This is a genomic window from Thermostichus sp. MS-CIW-23, from assembly GCF_054059455.1.
In genome coordinates, this window is sequence record NZ_JBSSCC010000049.1 from 1 (window position 1) to 16764 (window position 16764).

Sequence of the window (16764 nt, forward strand, 5' to 3'; positions counted from 1 at the left end):
TTTCTCGTTTTGACAAATTGGCCAGGAACTTCTTGAGTTTTCTCTATCTCGTCAGTGCTCTCTTTTGGCTCAAATGAAAGATCAACACAACCTAGGACAACTCACTCTTAGTCAGCTTCTTGACAGACGTCTGCAAGAGTTTTCCCAATACCCCAGTGGTCTCAGACCAATCGAGAACCAACAGTTTCATTGCTACGTTAAAGAGATGGTTCATATTGATTGATGGAAATGGCTATCGGTACCCTTGCCCATTTTTGTCGTTTGGCCAATGTCTGTCTCTGCATCTGAACCAACTCCGGCTCCACTGCTGGCCGAGCAGCACCCCCCTGTCGCCCTCACCATCGCTGGATCCGACAGTGGTGGGGGAGCAGGGATCCAAGCGGATCTGCGCACCTTTGCTTTCCAACGGGTACACGGTACCTCTGCCCTGACCTGCGTGACTGCCCAAAATACCCTTGGGGTGAGCCGGGTGGATGCGCTGCCCCCCGAAGCCGTGGCCGCCCAAATTGAGGCCGTGGTGCAGGACATTGGGGTGCAAGGGATCAAGACGGGCATGTTGCTGAATGCCGAGATCGTGCTGGAGGTAGCCCGTCAGGTGGAGCGCTGGACGTTGCGGCCTCTGGTGGTGGATCCGGTGATGGTGTCCCGCACGGGAGCAAAGTTGCTGGCAGATGAAGCCATTCAGGCCATCCGCGAGCGGCTGATCCCCTTGGCCCAGGTGCTGACCCCCAATCGCTATGAGGCGCAAATTTTAACGGGGCTGCAGCTGCAGTCCCTGGCGGATATGCAAACGGCGGCTCAGCAGATTCGCACCCTGGGCTGTGGAGCGGTGTTGGTCAAAGGCGGAGGCATGCCGGGGGAACTGCAGGGGGTGGATGTGTGGTTCGATGGCGAGCGACTGGAAGTGCTGAAAACAGAGCGGATCCCCACCCGCCACACCCACGGCACCGGCTGCACCCTCTCGGCGGCCATTGCAGCACAGATGGCCTGGGGCAGGGATCCCTTGGCGGCCACAGTGGCGGCCAAAGCCTATGTAACAGAAGCGCTGCGACATCCTTTGGCCATCGGGTCAGGGCAGGGGCCGGTGGGGCACTTCTACCCGCTTCTGTCCGGGATCGGCGAACCTGTGCCATAAGAGAGAAGTCCCTCTCTCTGGCTACTATGGCTGGCCCATTGAATCTTTCTAGGAAGGGATCCCTGCCCAAATGGCGGTTTTGGCTACCCCTACTGCTGCAGCTGGGTATCGTTCTGCTGATACCGGCTCGGCAAGCGCTGACTCTTGCTGTCGGAACCACGATCTACCTGAAAACGGCCCCTGTGGATCCCTATGACCTTTTGCGGGGCCGGTACGTGGCCTTGGGCTACGTCGTCGCTCGACGCTCCACCCTAGAGCAACTGCCGGGTTGGTCACCTGAATTGGAGACGCCAGGGATCCTTTATCTGCGCTTAGCTCCCCCCGCAGGGGATCCCACTCAACCTTGGCGAGCAATCGGTGTCAGCCGGGAGATGCCCAAAGATTTGCAGCCTGAAGAGAAAGTACTGCGAGGCTGGTTTGACGGGCAGCAGCTCAAGTTGGGAATCGAAGAATTTTTTATTCCCGAAGCAGCTGGAGATGCCTTGGAAGAAGATATTCGGCGTTACCCTGAAGCCACGCGGGCAGAAGTGAAAGTGGATCCCTGGGGCAAGGCAGCATTGGTCGGCCTCTGGGTAGGGGAGCATCGGTACTAAGTGCTCATTCTGCCCGGCTTTAACGCTTTAACAATTAATCACTATATTCTGACATCCGAACCCGAAGGAGAGCCGGAAAACTGAATGGGGCAGGGATCCCTATCACTTGCCCCTCGAAACCCTGAAGATGGCGAGAACCGGAGCTGTGCCATTGAGGAGCTTGCTAAGTGCTGCACAGCCTTGCTCAACACCTGAATTAGGGTCATCCCAATTTCAGTCAGACTTCTTTAGGGTTTCATTTCCAAATTTCTTCTATCCAATAGATTTTGCAACCACACCTGAATATCCCGCAGGCTCTCCGGGGAAACTTCATGGCCCATCTCGTACTCGCGATAGGTAAAGTTCAGTGGCAGCGGGGCAAAATAATCCCGGATCTGACGGCCAAAAGCAATCGGCAAAACAGCATCAGCAGTGCCATGAACCACCAGGATGGCCAGGTGTTTCATCCGCTCCGGCTCCACCGCCTCGGCCAGGATCTCTGGAGATAGGCGCCCACTCATTGCCACCACCCCCGCCAGCTTCTCCGGCTGGGTCAGAGCCAAGTACAGGCTCATGATCGCCCCCTGGCTAAACCCCAGCAAATACACCTGCCTGGGATCCAGGGCAATACCCGGGATCCCACTGGGCAGCGTCTGTTCTAGAAAGCGGCTCAGGAGCTGGAGGCTATTGCGCGCTTGCTGGGGATCCCCCACCAGCCCTTCCGGTGTCCAGGCCATTTCAAACCAGGCAAACCCGCCTCCACTCCAAGGAATAGGGGCTCTCAAGCTGATCACCGCCAACCGAGGATCCAGATAGGGGGCCAACTGGAACAAATCCCCCTCGTGGCTGCCGATCCCGTGCAGCATTACCAACGCAGGCGCGGGTCCTAAGCCGCCCTGTCGGGGGGGCTGAACGCGGTAGGTGAGGGGGAAAGGAGAAAACACGCCACGGATCCTCAGAAGCAGAGACGGGGTATGGCCGGCCTACGCCCAATCCTGGGGCTGGCGGAGCACCTGGTAGAGCTTAGCTTCCCACGTGTCCGGCTGGGGCTCGTAGCCATATTCCCAGCGCACCAATGGCGGCAAAGACATCAAGATCGACTCGGTGCGGCCCTGGGTCTGGAGTCCAAAGATCGTGCCGCGGTCATAGACCAAGTTGAACTCCACGTAGCGCCCGCGACGATAGAGCTGGAATTGCCGTTCTCGCTCTCCCCATTCCATCCCCTGCCGCCGCTCCACAATCGGCACATAGGCCGGCAAGAAGGCTTCGCCACAGGCTTGCACCAACTGGAAAAGATGTTCCCAACTGCGGGGTCCCACCCGCACCTGTAACGATGGTGGCTCAGAAGCCAGTTGTTCGGGATCCCCTTCCGCCTGACCTTCGGGCCGATAGAGCAGCCCAGGGCGTTCATCCTGATAGTCGAAGAAAATGCCGCCAACGCCGCGCGCCTCGCCGCGATGAGGTAGGAAAAAGTAGCGATCGCACCAGATCTTGAAAACCGGGTAGTAGACGGGATCCAAGCGGTCACAGGCTGCCTTGAGGGTGCGGTGAAAATGGGCCGCATCCTCCTCAAACAGGTAATAGGGGGTGAGATCCATCCCGCCCCCAAACCACCAAACCGGCCCCGCCTCGAAATAGCGATAGTTCAGGTGTACCGTCGGCACATAGGGGTTGCGAGGATGCAACACCATAGAGGTGCCTGTGGCGTAGAAAGGATGCCCTGCTGCTTCTGGACGCTGTTTCAGAATCGAAGGGGGCAGATGGGATCCGAACACCTCGGAAAAATTGACTCCCCCCTGCTCAAACACGTCTCCCTGCTGAATGACCCGCGAGCGCCCGCCCCCTCCTCCAGGGCGTTCCCAACGGTCTTCCCGAAACTTGGCTTTTCCGTCTAGGGCCTCCAGACGGGCACAGATGTCATCTTGTAGGCGCTGCATGAATTGGCTCACCTGTTGACGGGCATCCACTGGCAGCGCTGTAGGGCTTGAGGCCAGCATCATAGTCTTCCAATCTCTCGAAACTCGACAAAAACCTCTCCAGCCCCCATCAAACCTCTCAGACTGGGAGAGCCGAACTGCCAAACTGAAGAGTTCTAACTTGGCCGGGCAAGAAACTCCCTGGAAATCCAGGCCGCTCTTGGATCTTACGTGGGAACCGCCTCATAGGGACGAAGTCGCGCCCACTTGTTCCGTTCCTCGCGAAAGCTCTGGCAGCCCACCACATCCCATTCCATCTCGGTGCCCCCATTGCGGATATTGACATTGATCTGGGGGCCCTGCGGCTCAAAATCCGGCGTCAGCGTGAGATGAGGTTGCTGATGCTGCGCTTCCACGGCATGGTAGGTGGTACAGCGATCCACGTAGTAGCAGTGAATACAAATACACATGGCTGCTGCCTGCAAGAAACGGTTCCCAATCTTGAGGGTAGCATCCTGCCTCCTTCCAGACGGCGGATCCCCTCTTTCTCAGCCGATTCTTGAGATATTTCTTAGCAAAGAGAGGCATCTCCTCGTCTCTCGTCTAAAATCTCGACATATTTCTCAGGATGGGGCTTGATCTGTCCTTAGGATCGAACCATCCAGGCTATCCAGAGGAACTGCCATGAACACCCACACCCGCTACCGCTTCACCTGCACCCTCTCCTTTGGAGATATCTACGGCCAGATCATCGTTTGGCTGATTGTCATCTTTGCCAGCTTGGCCGCTGCCCTCTCCCTGATGAATAGCCCCCTCTACGCTTTTCTCACCATTGCTCTGATTTTGGTGATCTCCCTGCCTTTCCTGCTCTTCGCCTTCGTGACCACCCTGCTCAATCACATCGAGTTTGCCGTTGTCCCTCCTGAGGAAGAGGAAAATCGCGCTGCTGCTGCCGCTAAGTCGCCCGTGGCCGTCAGCTAGAAATCGCAGGAGCCCCGCACTGTACCCGTAGGGTCAGTGTCGGGAGGAATGCGGAAGTTACGATAGAACCATGACCCAAGTCCTGACCGTCTCCTGCAAGCTCAAGGCGTCCCCGTCGCAAGCCGCAAAGTTGGATGCGACAATGGATGCCTTTGTGCAGGCGTTGAACTGGGTCAACCAAAACACACCAGAAAAAGTAGTCAACGCAGTCAAACTCCAGTCCCTTTGCTATTACCAGATTCGCGCTCGGTTTGGCTTGTCCAGTAATCTGGCCCAGCAGGTCTGCAGACGGCTGGCCGGTGCCCGTAAAGTTGCCCGACAGAAAAACCGTCCGGTCAAAGCGTTCAAGAGAGGCTTTGCGACCTACGATGCCCGTATCTTTTCGTTTCGCGAGAAAGACTGGACGGTGTCGCTGACCACCGTTGGGGGTCGAGAGCGCTTTGAGCTGGCGATTGGCCGCTACCAGAGAGAACAGTTGGCAGGCTCCAACCCCAAATCCGCCACTCTGGTCAAGCGTAAAGACGGTTCCTACTCTATTCAGATCTGTGTGGAAGCGGAGCCATCCCCACCGCAACGCACGGGCAGAGTGCTGGGGGTGGACTTGGGGAGGACGGATATTGCCCATACGTCAGAGGGGGATAACTGGAATGGACAGCAGTTGAACCGAATCCGAGACCACTACTCCCGGTTGAGGGCGGTACTCCAACGCAAAGCCAGTAAGGGCACCCGCAGTTCGCGGCGCAGATGCAGAGAACTGTTGCAACGGCTGTCTGGCAAGGAGAGGCGCTTTCAGGCGTGGGTCAATCATCGCATCTCCAAAGCTATTGTCTCTAGGGCAAAAGCTACCAGCAGCGCTATTGCTCTGGAAGACCTGACAGGGATCCGGGAAAGGGTCAATCAACAGCCACGCAGCAAAGCTGAGCGCCGCAGAACCAATAACTGGGCATTCTACCAGCTTAGGATGTTCGTGGTCTACAAGGCTGCCATTGCCGGAGTACCTGTGGTGCTGGTTCCGCCTGCCTACACGTCGCAGACCTGCCACCGGTGTTTGCACATCCATCCCGATCCTACGCAATCCTATCGCAGTGGAAAGAAGTTTAAGTGTGGACACTGTGGATGGGAAGGGGATGCGGATTTGAATGGTGCGAATGTGATTGCGCTTTTGGGGGCTGCTGTAAACCAGCCTAGAGGTTCGTGGTTGGCTTGCCAACTGCAGGGCTACCGAAAGCTCGCCCTGTACTGCGAAGCAGTCAGGGTCGGGTAGTTTACTTAGAAACAACTGGCAGTCGGTTGGCGCTTGTCGGATGGATCCCTTGCCCCAAAGACACCTGTGCTGAGTTAAAAAAACCTTGGCTCTCTTGGTCTAGCGCTTGAGTTGGCCCCTGCAAGGCGAGCAAGCGGGTAGCCTTTTATTGGCATTTTATTGGCAATTGTTTTACCAAAGAATTGGGTCTAAAGCCCTGCCGTTCACGGCAGCTTTTGTGCTGTACTCTAGACCAGTAGTAGAGTAGTCAACCACTTAAAAAACCCGGTAGTCCGGCGACTACGCAAGCAACCTAAATAGGTTTTGCCCTTTCTCTTCAACGGTACTTAGGGCAGAAGGGAACTGCCCCGCTTGGGGAGATGGGCACCGCTGTCGTAAAGGGGCAACCCGATACGGCAAGTGCTGTCTTGGAACCAAGAGCCAGAATCCTCTGCCTTTGGGCAGGGGAGTATGGTGACATCCTCCCGGCGCTCGTCCTGTGGACAGAGCGCGGGCCACCCTTCCCGTCAGCAGGACGGAGTCCTTACCTCGCGGTCGGGCATTCCTGCCCCACGCCACTTGTCTGGGTCTACAACCCCCGACAGACCGACTGAACAGGCAGTTTCCCTTCCCCAGCCTCCCTGGCTACTGCCAGCTCGCAAAACAAGTCTAATCCCAGGGAACGGTGCATCGGCAGACAGGATGGACTCCTGCACCCAGGAACCCCTGTCCACCGGCCAAGAGCAAGATGCTATCCACTCGTTGATTTCCGGCAAAGTGTAGTTGTATACGTCCCGGCCAATCTCCAGCCACGCCAACAGCAAGGCCTCCGTCCCGCTGACGCGAGCGGCTTGTTGGGAGGCATCTGGATCAATCCGGTGCTTGTAGGTTACACCAGCATAAGTAGGTTTTGCTACAGATTTCGCTCAGGGGTATGGCGGGGATCCCTGTATCCCGGTGCTTACCCTGCGGGTAGAGCGCAGGACTGATTGCCCCCGCACCTCCGTTAGCTAAATCGTTGAGTTGCTCTGCAAGCTAAGATCGGCAAACCCTGTTCCATCGATGAGGATCCGCGTCGGCCATGATGACCGTAATGGAGTTTTTCGCCCTCAGTGCTGGGGAGTGGATGTGCCAACGCACCAGCCATCACTTGGCTTTTCGCCGCTCTGAGGGTGGGAGGTCGCGGCTACAAATTGCCACCCTTGCGGCAACCGATCCAGCAGTCATCCGGGTTTGCGAGTTGTTCAGGGTGGATCCCCGACGAGCTGTGGGAGCAGCGCGGGTGCGGTGGGATGGCGAGCAGGAGTGGGACAACGAAGAGTACAAGGGAGACGTGGTGCTGGTACCTATCCCCGATGAGACCGATCCCATGCGCGGGCAGTTGCTGCGGGATCAGGGCTACGCTGAGAAAGTACCGGTGGCCGGTACCTATGTCATGGGATCCGATGGCGCCCTTACCCTTTACACCCAGTATGAGATGACTGAGTCGGAAGAGCGCATTTGGTTTGCCAGCCCCAACTTGCGCCTGCGGGCCAGCACTGTCAAGCGGTTCGGTGGCTTCAGCATGGCTTCTTTCTGCTCCGAGGTGCGTAAACTCTCCGTCGGCCCTTCTCCCACCCCTACGGTGGCCGAATCCAGCTCTTTCCGCAGCTAGAGCGTTTTCTCCTCAACCGCAACACGGGTTGTGCCATGCACCAAGTCTTGGATCTGGGGATTAACCTGCTCCACGCCAATCAACACCAGGCCGACCACAACCGGGAGCATTTTGATGCCTGGGGAGTAACCTGTCTGAACCTCATGAGCGCGCCGGGGGCGGGTAAGACGTCTTTGCTGGAGAAAACCGTGGTCGCTCTTGCCGGCTCGCTGCGCCTGGCGGTGATCGAGGGAGACATGACGACCCAACTGGACGCGGAGCGGTTGCGTCGCTACGGGATCCCGGTGATTGCCATCAACACGGGGCGGGCCTGTCATTTGGATGCGGCCATGGTGGCCGGGGGCTTGCAGCAATTGGAAGCACTGCTGGATCCCCAACAACTGGATTTGCTGCTGGTGGAAAATGTCGGCAACTTGGTCTGCCCGGCGGAGTTTGAGGTGGGGGAACACGACAAGGTAGCCCTGCTCAGCGTCACAGAAGGGGAAGACAAGCCTCTCAAGTACCCAATCATGTTTCGAGAGGCGGATTGTCTGCTGATCACCAAAGTGGATCTGGTTCCTGTGTTGGAGGTGGATTTGGATCGGATCCAGGCCAATATCCGCGAGATCAACCCTTCTGTGCCGATTTTTTGTCTTTCTGCCAAGACGGGTGACGGGCTGGAGCCCTGGCTGGGCTGGATCCGAGAGCAGATTCTCCTTGCCCAACACCGACGGCAGCCGCAGTGAAGGGTATCATACTGAGCATCTAGCCGTGGAACTCTCCTCACCTGAGCTGGCCAGGCAGGGGATGAGTTAGCACCTCTGGCGGGTCAATTTGCAGATAACTTGTGTGGATGGAAAATCCCGGCTATGGCCAATTTAAGTGACTTTGTACAGGGCATTGAGCAGTTGATCGAGCTGGCTCAGAAGCTGGATGAGAAAAAACAAAGTGGAGAACTGCGAACCGAAGTCCGCATCCAGGCCCGTCCCCTGAGCAGTTCTATTCCCCCTTCCGGCTCCATCCCTCGCCGCCGCAGCCCTGCCCAAACGGGGGATCCCCCCTGGAGCAGCGAGCCCCAAGTGATGTCTGCGGTTCGCTTCCAGGAACCGTCCAAGGCCGCTGTGCCCGACCCGCCAGCAACTTCTGCCGACCGCCCAGAGTCTTGGGCTGGGCCACGCCTCAAGGATGTGGGGGGACTGAGGGAACAGCTCCAAGCGCTGCGGGAGATGGTGGAGATCCCCCTCAAGCGGCCCGATCTGCTGGCCAAGCTGGGGTTGGATCCGCCCCGCGGCGTGTTGTTGGTAGGCCCCCCCGGCACCGGCAAAACCCTGACGGCCCGCGCCCTGGCCGAGAGCCTGGGGGTGAACTACATCGCCATTGTCGGCCCGGAGCTGATCGGCAAGTACTACGGCGAGGCGGAGGCGCGCCTGCGGCAACTGTTTGAAAAGGCAGCCAAATCGGCTCCCTGTCTGGTGTTTATTGACGAAATCGATGCCCTAGTGCCCAACCGCGCCACTGTCGAGGGGGAGGTGGAAAAACGCCTGGTGGCCCAGATGCTGGGGCTGATGGACGGGTTTGTGGCCCAAAAGGGGATCGTGGTGCTGGCAGCCACCAACCGGCCCGAGGCTCTGGATCCGGCTCTGCGGCGACCGGGGCGCTTTGATCGGGAGGTGATCTTCAAGGTGCCGGACCGGGAGGGGCGGCGGGAGATCCTGGCCATCCACACCCGCGGCATGCCCTTGGCGGAGGATGTGGATCTGGACAGCCTGGCGGATCAGACGCTGGGCTTTGTGGGGGCAGATCTGCGGGGCCTGTGCCAGGCAGCAGCCTATGCGGCTTTGCGGCGGCAGGTGCCCGATTTGGGATCCCCCATCCCCGAGTCCCTGACGGTAACCGCAGCGGATTTTCAACAGGCTCTGCAACAGGTGAAGCCGGCGGTGCTGCGCTCGGTGGAGATTGAATCCCCGCAGGTGAGCTGGGATCAAATTGGCGGCCTGGAGCACGCCAAGCAGATTTTGCAAGAGGCCATCGAGGGATCCCTGCTGCACCCTGAGTTGTACGAGCAGGCTCAGGCCCAAGCGCCCAAGGGCATCCTCCTCAGCGGCCCCCCTGGCACTGGCAAAACCCTGTTGGCCAAAGCCATCGCTTCCCAGGCTAAGGCCAACTTCATCGCCGTCTCCGGCCCGGAGCTGCTCAGCAAATGGGTGGGATCCTCCGAGCAGGCGGTACGGGAACTTTTTGCCCGCGCCCGCCAATGCGCCCCCTGTGTCATCTTCATCGACGAGATCGACACCCTCGCCCCGGCGCGGGGAAGCTACTCCGGGGATAGTGGGGTCAGCGACCGCGTTCTGGGGCAGCTGCTGGCAGAGCTGGACGGGATCCGCCCCAGCCAGGGGGTGTTGGTGGTGGCCGCCACCAACCGCAAAGCCAGTTTGGATCCCGCCCTCACCCGGGCCGGCAGGTTGGAGCTGCACCTGAGCGTGGAGCTGCCGGATCGCAGCGGGCGACGGGAAATTTTGGCCGTTCACAACCGCAAGCGTCCCCTGGGGCCTGATGTGGACTTACAGGGGTGGGCCGAGCAGACCGAAGGTTGGAGTGGTGCCGACCTGGCCCTGCTCAGCAACCGCGCCGCCATTGCCGCCATCCGCCGCCACCGCGCCACTTCCGAGACGGTGGATGCCAAAACCCTGGTCATCCAACAGGAAGACTTCTGTCGAGCCTTTGCCGAGCTGCAGCAGCAACGCCAAGCCGGCTGATCCCAGCCTGAGGGCTATTCCCATCACGCCAGCGGTTCGGAGCACCTTCAAACTTTCAAAATCAAAAGACTGGGATCCCTTGCCATTCTGGTTGGCTGTGGGCGTGGGCTGACTCACCGCAGGTGCGGGGGGTGGGAAAGATCTTGCCGGGGTTGGCGATGTGCTGGGGGTCGAACACCTGCCGCACCCATTGCATGCTCTCCAGATCCGCAGGCGTAAACATTTCCGGCATGTAGCAGCGTTTGTCTGCCCCGATGCCATGTTCGCCGGAAATGCTGCCCCCCAAGCGCACGCAGAGCTTAAGGATCTCGCCCCCCAGTTTCTCCACCTGCTCCAGGGATCCCGGCACCGACTCGTCGTAGAGGATCAAGGGGTGCAGATTGCCGTCGCCAGCGTGAAACACATTGGCCACCGGATAACCGTACTCACGGCTGAGGCGCTCGATTTCCTTCAAGACAAAGGCTAGCTGGCTGCGGGGGATCACCCCATCCTGAACATAGTAGTTGGGGCTGAGCTTGCCCATGGCGGCAAATGCTGCCTTACGTCCTTTCCACACCCGCGCCCGCTCTTCCGGGTCGGATGCGACTTGCACCTGTCGCGCCCCATTTTTGAAGCACAGCGCCCTCACCTGTTGGCTGGCTTCTTCCACCTCCAGTTCCAGCCCATCCACCTCCACCAACAAAATGGCCGCCGCATCCCGCGGATAGTAGCCCAACTGCACCACATCCTCCACGGCATTGATGCTGAAGTTGTCCATAATCTCCAGGCCGGCGGGGATGATCCCGGCAGCAATGATGTCGGAGACGGTGGATCCCGCCGCTTCCACACTGTCAAAGTCTGCCAGCAAAACCTGCACTTGAGCCGGGGCCTTGAGCAAGCGCAGGGTAATCTCGGTGGCAATGCCCAGGGTGCCCTCGGATCCCACAAACAGCCCCACCCAGTCGTAGCCGGGCATCTCCGGGATCTTGCCTCCCCAGCGCACCACCTCCCCATCCGGCAGCACCACCGTCAGGCCGAGAATGTGGTTGGCTGTTACGCCGTACTTGAGGCAGTGGACACCGCCGGAGTTCTCCGCCACATTACCTCCGATGGAGCAAACCGACTGGCTAGAGGGATCCGGCGCATAAAAGTAGCCTTGGGCGGCCACGGCCTGGGTAATCCAAGTGTTAATAACCCCCGGCTGCACCACCATGCAGCGGTTGTCCAGGTCGATTTCCAGGATCTGCTTCATCAGGGTGGTGGCGATGACGACGCTATTTTCCACCGGCAGGGCTCCCCCTGAGAGGCCCGTACCGGATCCCCGCGCCACGAAGGGCACCTGGTAGCGGCTGCACAGCTTCACCACCTGCGCCACCTCTTCTGTTGTGCGAGGCAACACCACCAGCGCCGGCCTTTGCCGGTAGCTGACCAGCCCATCGCATTCGTAAACCAGCAGCTCCTCCGGCTTGTTGATCACCCGCTGGGGATCCAGAATCTTTTTGAGCTCAGCCGTCAGCCTAATCCAGTCGAAGGTGAGGCCGGTTTGCAGAGGATGAGAAGAAGTTTTTGCGCTGGCAGTGCGAAGCACTTTCATAACAGTAGGCTCAGCAGGAGTTTGGGAGGGGGATATTGTCACTATAGTCTTGCTGGCTCCAACAGATAGTCCATGCAGCCCAACTCCCCCAGCGCCGAACAAATCCTCAACCAAGTGCGGCAGCTCTACGAGCTCTACCCTTTCCCCCCGCAGCCCGTCGGCACTGTTCCCCCGCCAGGGTGGAATTGGCGCTGGAGTTGGCCCCAGGCCCATGCCTTTTGTACGGGATCCCATCCGGGTCGGCGCAGGGTGCGCATTCTGGATGCCGGCTGTGGCTCGGGAGTGGGAACGGAATACATTGCCCACCAAAACCCCAACGCAGAAATTTGGGCCTTTGATCTGAGCAGCCGCGCCCTGGAGATTGCCGAGGCCCGTTGTCGGGCTTCCCAGGCACCGCCGGTGCAGTTTCGCCAGCTCAACGTCTACGACATCGACCAGCTGCCGGGGCAGTTTGACTTCATCAACTGCGTGGGCATGCTCCACCACCTGCCCGATCCCGTGGCGGGGCTGCAGGCTTTGGCCGGCAAATTGGCTCCCGGCGGGCTCTTGCACCTGTTTGTGTATGGTGAGCTGGGCCGCCACGAAATCCGCCTCATGCAAAAGGCCATCCGCCTGCTGGTAACAGGTTCTGAACACCAAACCTTCACCTCGGCAGAGCAATTGCAGAGGGGTCTCCAGGTGGGCCGCCGCCTTTTCGAGATCTTGCCGGAAACCAACCGCATCCAGCAGCAAGAACGGGCCCGCTGGGCCATTGAGAACGTGGACGATGAATGCTTCGCCGATATGTACCTGCACCCCCAGGAAGTGAATTACACCATCGAGACTCTGTTTGAATTAATCCGGGCTTCCGGACTGCAGTTTTTAGGCTTTTCCAACCCAGAGTTTTGGCGGCTGGAGCGGGTGTTGGGCCAGGATGAAGCGCTGTTGGCGCAAGCTGCTCAACTGCCAGAGCCGGAACGCTATCGCTTGATCGAGCTGCTGGATCCGGTGGTGGCCCACTACGAGCTGTTTCTCGGTAAGCCCCCCATCCGCTGCTGGGAATGGACAAGCCCGGAAAGTGTAGCATCAGCCATCGCCCACCTTAGCCCCTGCCTGGGCTTGTGGCCGGGGCGGAGCATTTTCAACTATGCTTACGAAGCCATCTCCCTGAGCGAAGAAGCCTTCGCCTTTCTCCAACAGGTGGACGGGATCCGCACCGTCCAAGAGATCCAGGCTGGCCTAGAGTGCCCCCTGAGCTTTGAGCAACTGCAACGCTTGCTGCGCTGGCAAGTGCTGCTGCTGGAGCCTCAAAACTCAGTCTCCTGAGAGTTTCTCGACCCCTTTCCCTTGCCTCAGCGGGACGAACCTTGGCATTTGCCCTCTTGTTCTTCTATGGCTTATGCTAGAAGGCTGTGACCTTTAGCTCTGGCCCCGCGTATTCTGGGGTTACCATCATGCCCAAAATCAAAACCCGCAAGGCAGCAGCCAAGCGCTTCCGCCTGACCGGCAGCGGCAAGTTTATGCGTCGCAGGGCCGGGCACAACCACTTGCTGGAGCACAAAACCAGCAAGCGCAAACGCAAATTGGCCGGTGTGGCCCTGGTGGACAAGCGGGATGTGGTCAATGTGCGCCTGATGTTGCCCAACACCCACTAGCCGGGATCCCGCTCGCGCCGGCAAGAAGATTTCAGGGGCTGGCATTGGCGACAGCAGTTCCGATCCCGTTAGCAGGACGGAGTGCTTCTACCCTTCAGTTTGAGTTTGTTCAAGTTCCTATTGAGTTACTGCCATGAGAGTCAAACGGGGCAATGTCGCCCGCAAGCGCCGCAAAAAGATCCTCAAGCTGGCCAAAGGCTTTCGGGGAGCTGGTTCAAAGCTGTTCCGCACCGCCAACCAGCAGGTGATGAAGGCTTTGCGCAGCGCCTACCGGGATCGCCGCCGCAAGAAGCGGGATTTTCGTCGCCTATGGATTACCCGCATCAACGCGGCCACCCGTGCCCAGGGCCTGCGTTACCACGAGTTCATCGATGGTCTCAAAAAAGCCAATATCCAGCTCAACCGCAAAATGTTGGCCCGCTTGGCTTTCCTGGATCCAGAGGCCTTTACCCAGGTGGTGGAGGCAGCGCGCCAGTCTCGCGCCTCCTGAGGAGGTTCCGACGGCTATCCAGAAGTCCTTCCTGGCAGCCATTCTGGCCCTCGCCTGCCTGGGGAGAGGGATCCCTACTGTGGCTCGTCCTTGGCCGGAGATTGTGGATTCTGGACGGCTGCGCGTTGCCGTAAAAGACAACTTGAGGCCGCTGGGGTTTCGCACTCCCCAAGGGGATCTGCAGGGGTTTGAGATCGAGCTGGCTTGTGAGCTGGGATCCCGGCTGTTGGGCTCGGCAGAGGCTGTGGAGTTGGTGCCGGTCTCGAATGTAGAGCGGCTGCAGGTGCTGGCTGACGGCCAGGTGGATTTGGCCATTGCTCAGATCGGCATTACCCCGGATCGGGCGCGCCAGGTGGAGTTCACTTCTGCTTACTATCAGGATGGCCCCAGCTTGGTTGTGGCTCGTTCCCACAACTGGGAAAGCTGGTCGGACTTGCGGGGCGGTCGCGTTGCAGTCTTGCGCGGTTCCAGCGCCATTCCCCTGCTGAATCGATACCTGCCAGGGGTGGAGTTGGTGCCTGTCGATTCCTACCGAGAAGGGGCGGAACTGCTCCTGAAAGGGGCGGTGCAGGGGTGGGCAGCAGATCGCTCGGTGCTGGCAGGGTGGCTAGCAGAGCATCCCCGTCGCGAAAGCGCTGCGGAGCCACAGTTTCAATTTCTGGGATCCCCCTTGGCAACGGTGGGGCTGGGCATTGCCATGCCCAAGGGGCTGCAGCACGCCGAATTGCGGCTGCGGGTGCGCCGAGAACTGGAGAATTTGCGGGCTGAGGGCTGGCTGGCAGAGCGGGCCAGAGCCTGGGGGTTGCCCTAAAGTTGAGGATACTCCCTACTCTTTGTCTCTCTTGGGAAGATTTCTCTCTTGAGCAGAAAGGCGGGCTCAGTGCAGAAAGTGACGTATGCCGGTGCAAACCATGGCAATACCGGCAGCGTTGGCAGCAGCAATGGAATCGGCATCGCGGATGCTCCCCCCCGGCTGGATGATGGCGCGGATCCCTGCTTGGGCAGCCATCTCCACGCTGTCGGCAAAGGGGAAGAAGCCATCGCTGGCCAAAACAGCTCCTGCTGCTTGGGATCCCGCCTGCTGGAGAGCGATCTCCGCTGCTCCCACCCGATTCATTTGTCCGGCTCCGACGCCGAGCGTCTGCCTCTGCTTGGCGACGACAATGGCGTTGGATTTCACATGTTTGCAGACTATCCAGGCAAATTCCAGATCCGCCCACTCCTCCGGTGTGGGCTGGCGCTGGGTGACCACTTGCCAAGAAGGGGGGCTGTCGGTTTGCGTCGGTTCCTGGTCGCGACAGCGTTGCAGAGCAACAGGTGAATCGGCGTCTTGCACCAGAAAGCCCCCGGCCAGGGTGCGGATTGTTTGGGCAGGCCCCACACACAAGTCCGGCAAGATCAAGACCCGCAAGTTCTTTTTGACTGACAGTAGCTCAGCCGCTTCTGGAGTGCAATCGGGAGCCACCACACACTCCAAAAAAGGCTCCACCAGCCGTCGGGCGGTCTCTGCGTCCAAGGGTTGGTTGAGGGCGACGATGCCCCCAAAGGCCGAAACTGGATCAGCAGCCAGGGCAGCCTCGAGGGCGGCAGCCGGCGATGGGCGAATGGCCACCCCGCAGGGGTTGTTGTGCTTAACCACCACCGCCACCGCTTGTTCAGGTTGCAAGAACTCCCTCCGAGCAGAGCCAGAAGACACAGAGCCCTTCCCGTCAGTGGGCCGCGTCGCATCAGCATTGCGGAGTAACAAGGTTAACTCTGCCGCCAGGGCACGGGCCGCCTCCAGATCCAGCAGGTTGTTGTAGCTCAGCTCCTTCCCCTGCAACTGCTTAGCCCGGTGCCAGCCGGGGGCAGCCGGATCCGTCACATACCAAGTGGCAGCTTGATGGGGATTTTCCCCATAGCGCAAGGTTCGCCAAGGGATCCCTTGCAGTTGAAACCTGTCTTCAGCGGCAGCTGCGGAGGACTGGGAGGGACCTGCTAGCTCCAGGCGAGCCAGGTAGGTGACGATGGCGCGGTCGTAGGCCAGCACCTGCTCAAAGGCCCGACGAGCACACTGGAAGCGAAACGCCAGCCGCTCTGTTTCCCCATAGGCCCCGGAGAGCAGTTGCAAATACTGGGGGTACTGGCTGGGATCCGTCAGCACCGTAACGTAGGGATAATTTTTGGCTGCCGCCCGCGCCAAAGTGGGCCCGCCGATATCGATCTGCTCAAAAGCTTCCTCCAGAGACACTCCTGCCTGGGCCACTGTCTGTTCAAAAGGGTAGAAGTTGACCACCACCAGTTGGATGGGAGGGATCCCCAGCGCCTCTAGGTCTGCCCGGTCTTCGCTGCATTCCAGGCGGGCCAAAATGCCGCCGTGGATGCGGGGGTGCAGCGTCTTCACCCTTCCCCCCAAGATTTCCGGCGCGCCAGTGTGGGCAGAGACAGGGGTGACCGGGATCCCAGCTTCTGAGAGCGCCTTGGCGGTTCCCCCACTGCTGAGCAGTTGAAAGCCATGCTCTTGCACGAGGGACTGGGCCAGCGGGATCAGTCCGGTTTTGTCGGATACACTCAACAAAGCCAACGGTACAGAATCCTGTTCGCGACAGCGTTGCGCAGTAGCAAGGGGCATTGGAGGCGTTATCCAGTAGAGAAGGGCCCAGAGGAAAAAGCTGGCCGGGATACCCAGCCCAGCGCTCTCACAGCATACCCCGAAAGCTGGACCCTCTTGTCCAGCCACCTGGTTCAGACAAATCTTCAGCTAGAAATCGCAGGAGCCCCGCACTGTACCCGTAGGGTCAGTGTCGGGAGGAATGCGGAAGTTATGATAGAACCATGACCCAAGCCCTGAC

Annotated in this window: 16 protein-coding genes; 11 read left to right on the plus strand and 5 right to left on the minus strand. The window is 59.4% G+C overall.

What is annotated here, in order from left to right; genetic code table 11:
- Nucleotides 1-268: 268 nt before the first annotated feature.
- Nucleotides 269-1135, plus strand: coding sequence for a bifunctional hydroxymethylpyrimidine kinase/phosphomethylpyrimidine kinase (gene thiD, locus ACVW0B_RS12880; protein WP_457491877.1), 867 nt, complete (start codon nucleotides 269-271; stop codon nucleotides 1133-1135).
- A 26-nt stretch (nucleotides 1136-1161) separates the two neighbouring features.
- A complete protein-coding gene (locus ACVW0B_RS12885; RefSeq protein ID WP_457491878.1) occupies nucleotides 1162-1728 on the plus strand; it encodes a GDYXXLXY domain-containing protein in 567 nt (188 codons plus the stop codon).
- Between the two features lie 227 nt (nucleotides 1729-1955).
- On the opposite strand, the gene ACVW0B_RS12890 is transcribed toward ACVW0B_RS12885, so the two are convergent.
- The 3 genes from ACVW0B_RS12890 to ACVW0B_RS12900 all read right to left on the minus strand — a co-directional run bounded on the left by ACVW0B_RS12890 (nucleotide 1956) and on the right by ACVW0B_RS12900 (nucleotide 4093).
- On the minus strand, nucleotides 1956-2651 hold the full coding sequence (locus ACVW0B_RS12890; RefSeq protein ID WP_457491879.1) for an alpha/beta hydrolase: 696 nt from the start codon (nucleotides 2649-2651) through the stop codon (nucleotides 1956-1958).
- A gap of 39 nt (nucleotides 2652-2690) precedes the next feature.
- On the minus strand, nucleotides 2691-3704 hold the full coding sequence (gene hemF, locus ACVW0B_RS12895) for an oxygen-dependent coproporphyrinogen oxidase (RefSeq protein ID WP_457384036.1): 1014 nt from the start codon (nucleotides 3702-3704) through the stop codon (nucleotides 2691-2693).
- A gap of 146 nt (nucleotides 3705-3850) precedes the next feature.
- Nucleotides 3851-4093 carry a Ycf34 family protein gene (locus ACVW0B_RS12900; protein WP_011434378.1) on the minus strand — a complete coding sequence of 81 codons (243 nt, stop codon included), beginning with the start codon at nucleotides 4091-4093 and terminating at the stop codon, nucleotides 3851-3853.
- A 214-nt stretch (nucleotides 4094-4307) separates the two neighbouring features.
- Between ACVW0B_RS12900 and ACVW0B_RS12905 the strand changes: the two genes are divergently transcribed.
- From ACVW0B_RS12905 to ACVW0B_RS12925, 5 genes are all read left to right on the plus strand, one after another.
- Nucleotides 4308-4604: a hypothetical protein gene (locus ACVW0B_RS12905; RefSeq protein ID WP_011434379.1), complete on the plus strand. Its 297-nt coding sequence runs from the start codon at nucleotides 4308-4310 to the stop codon at nucleotides 4602-4604.
- A gap of 70 nt (nucleotides 4605-4674) precedes the next feature.
- Nucleotides 4675-5868 (plus strand): RNA-guided endonuclease InsQ/TnpB family protein, encoded by a 1194-nt coding sequence (locus ACVW0B_RS12910; protein WP_457491880.1) that lies wholly within the window; start codon nucleotides 4675-4677, stop codon nucleotides 5866-5868.
- Between the two features lie 1063 nt (nucleotides 5869-6931).
- Nucleotides 6932-7501 carry a phycobiliprotein lyase gene (locus tag ACVW0B_RS12915; protein ID WP_011434381.1) on the plus strand — a complete coding sequence of 190 codons (570 nt, stop codon included), beginning with the start codon at nucleotides 6932-6934 and terminating at the stop codon, nucleotides 7499-7501.
- A gap of 35 nt (nucleotides 7502-7536) precedes the next feature.
- A complete protein-coding gene (hypB, locus tag ACVW0B_RS12920) occupies nucleotides 7537-8226 on the plus strand; it encodes a hydrogenase nickel incorporation protein HypB (RefSeq protein WP_457491881.1) in 690 nt (229 codons plus the stop codon).
- A gap of 123 nt (nucleotides 8227-8349) precedes the next feature.
- Nucleotides 8350-10236 carry an AAA family ATPase gene (locus ACVW0B_RS12925; RefSeq protein WP_457491882.1) on the plus strand — a complete coding sequence of 629 codons (1887 nt, stop codon included), beginning with the start codon at nucleotides 8350-8352 and terminating at the stop codon, nucleotides 10234-10236.
- A gap of 61 nt (nucleotides 10237-10297) precedes the next feature.
- Here ACVW0B_RS12925 and glcD read toward each other — a convergent pair whose 3' ends face one another.
- Nucleotides 10298-11809 (minus strand): glycolate oxidase subunit GlcD, encoded by a 1512-nt coding sequence (glcD, locus tag ACVW0B_RS12930; RefSeq protein ID WP_457491883.1) that lies wholly within the window; start codon nucleotides 11807-11809, stop codon nucleotides 10298-10300.
- A gap of 72 nt (nucleotides 11810-11881) precedes the next feature.
- On the opposite strand from glcD, the gene ACVW0B_RS12935 reads away from it, so the two are divergent.
- From ACVW0B_RS12935 to ACVW0B_RS12950, 4 genes are all read left to right on the plus strand, one after another.
- The gene (locus tag ACVW0B_RS12935) at nucleotides 11882-13114 is read left to right on the plus strand and encodes a class I SAM-dependent methyltransferase (protein WP_457491884.1); all 1233 of its coding nucleotides are present in this window, start codon (nucleotides 11882-11884) and stop codon (nucleotides 13112-13114) included.
- Between the two features lie 128 nt (nucleotides 13115-13242).
- Nucleotides 13243-13443: a 50S ribosomal protein L35 gene (gene rpmI / locus ACVW0B_RS12940; RefSeq protein WP_011434387.1), complete on the plus strand. Its 201-nt coding sequence runs from the start codon at nucleotides 13243-13245 to the stop codon at nucleotides 13441-13443.
- A 133-nt stretch (nucleotides 13444-13576) separates the two neighbouring features.
- The gene (gene rplT, locus ACVW0B_RS12945; protein WP_011434388.1) at nucleotides 13577-13933 is read left to right on the plus strand and encodes a 50S ribosomal protein L20; all 357 of its coding nucleotides are present in this window, start codon (nucleotides 13577-13579) and stop codon (nucleotides 13931-13933) included.
- 79 nt (nucleotides 13934-14012) lie between these two features.
- Nucleotides 14013-14744, plus strand: a complete 732-nt coding sequence (locus ACVW0B_RS12950; protein WP_414399948.1) for a transporter substrate-binding domain-containing protein — start codon at nucleotides 14013-14015, stop codon at nucleotides 14742-14744.
- A gap of 66 nt (nucleotides 14745-14810) precedes the next feature.
- On the opposite strand, the gene purH is transcribed toward ACVW0B_RS12950, so the two are convergent.
- The gene (gene purH / locus ACVW0B_RS12955) at nucleotides 14811-16544 is read right to left on the minus strand and encodes a bifunctional phosphoribosylaminoimidazolecarboxamide formyltransferase/IMP cyclohydrolase (protein ID WP_457491885.1); all 1734 of its coding nucleotides are present in this window, start codon (nucleotides 16542-16544) and stop codon (nucleotides 14811-14813) included.
- Between the last annotated feature and the right edge of the window lie 220 nt (nucleotides 16545-16764).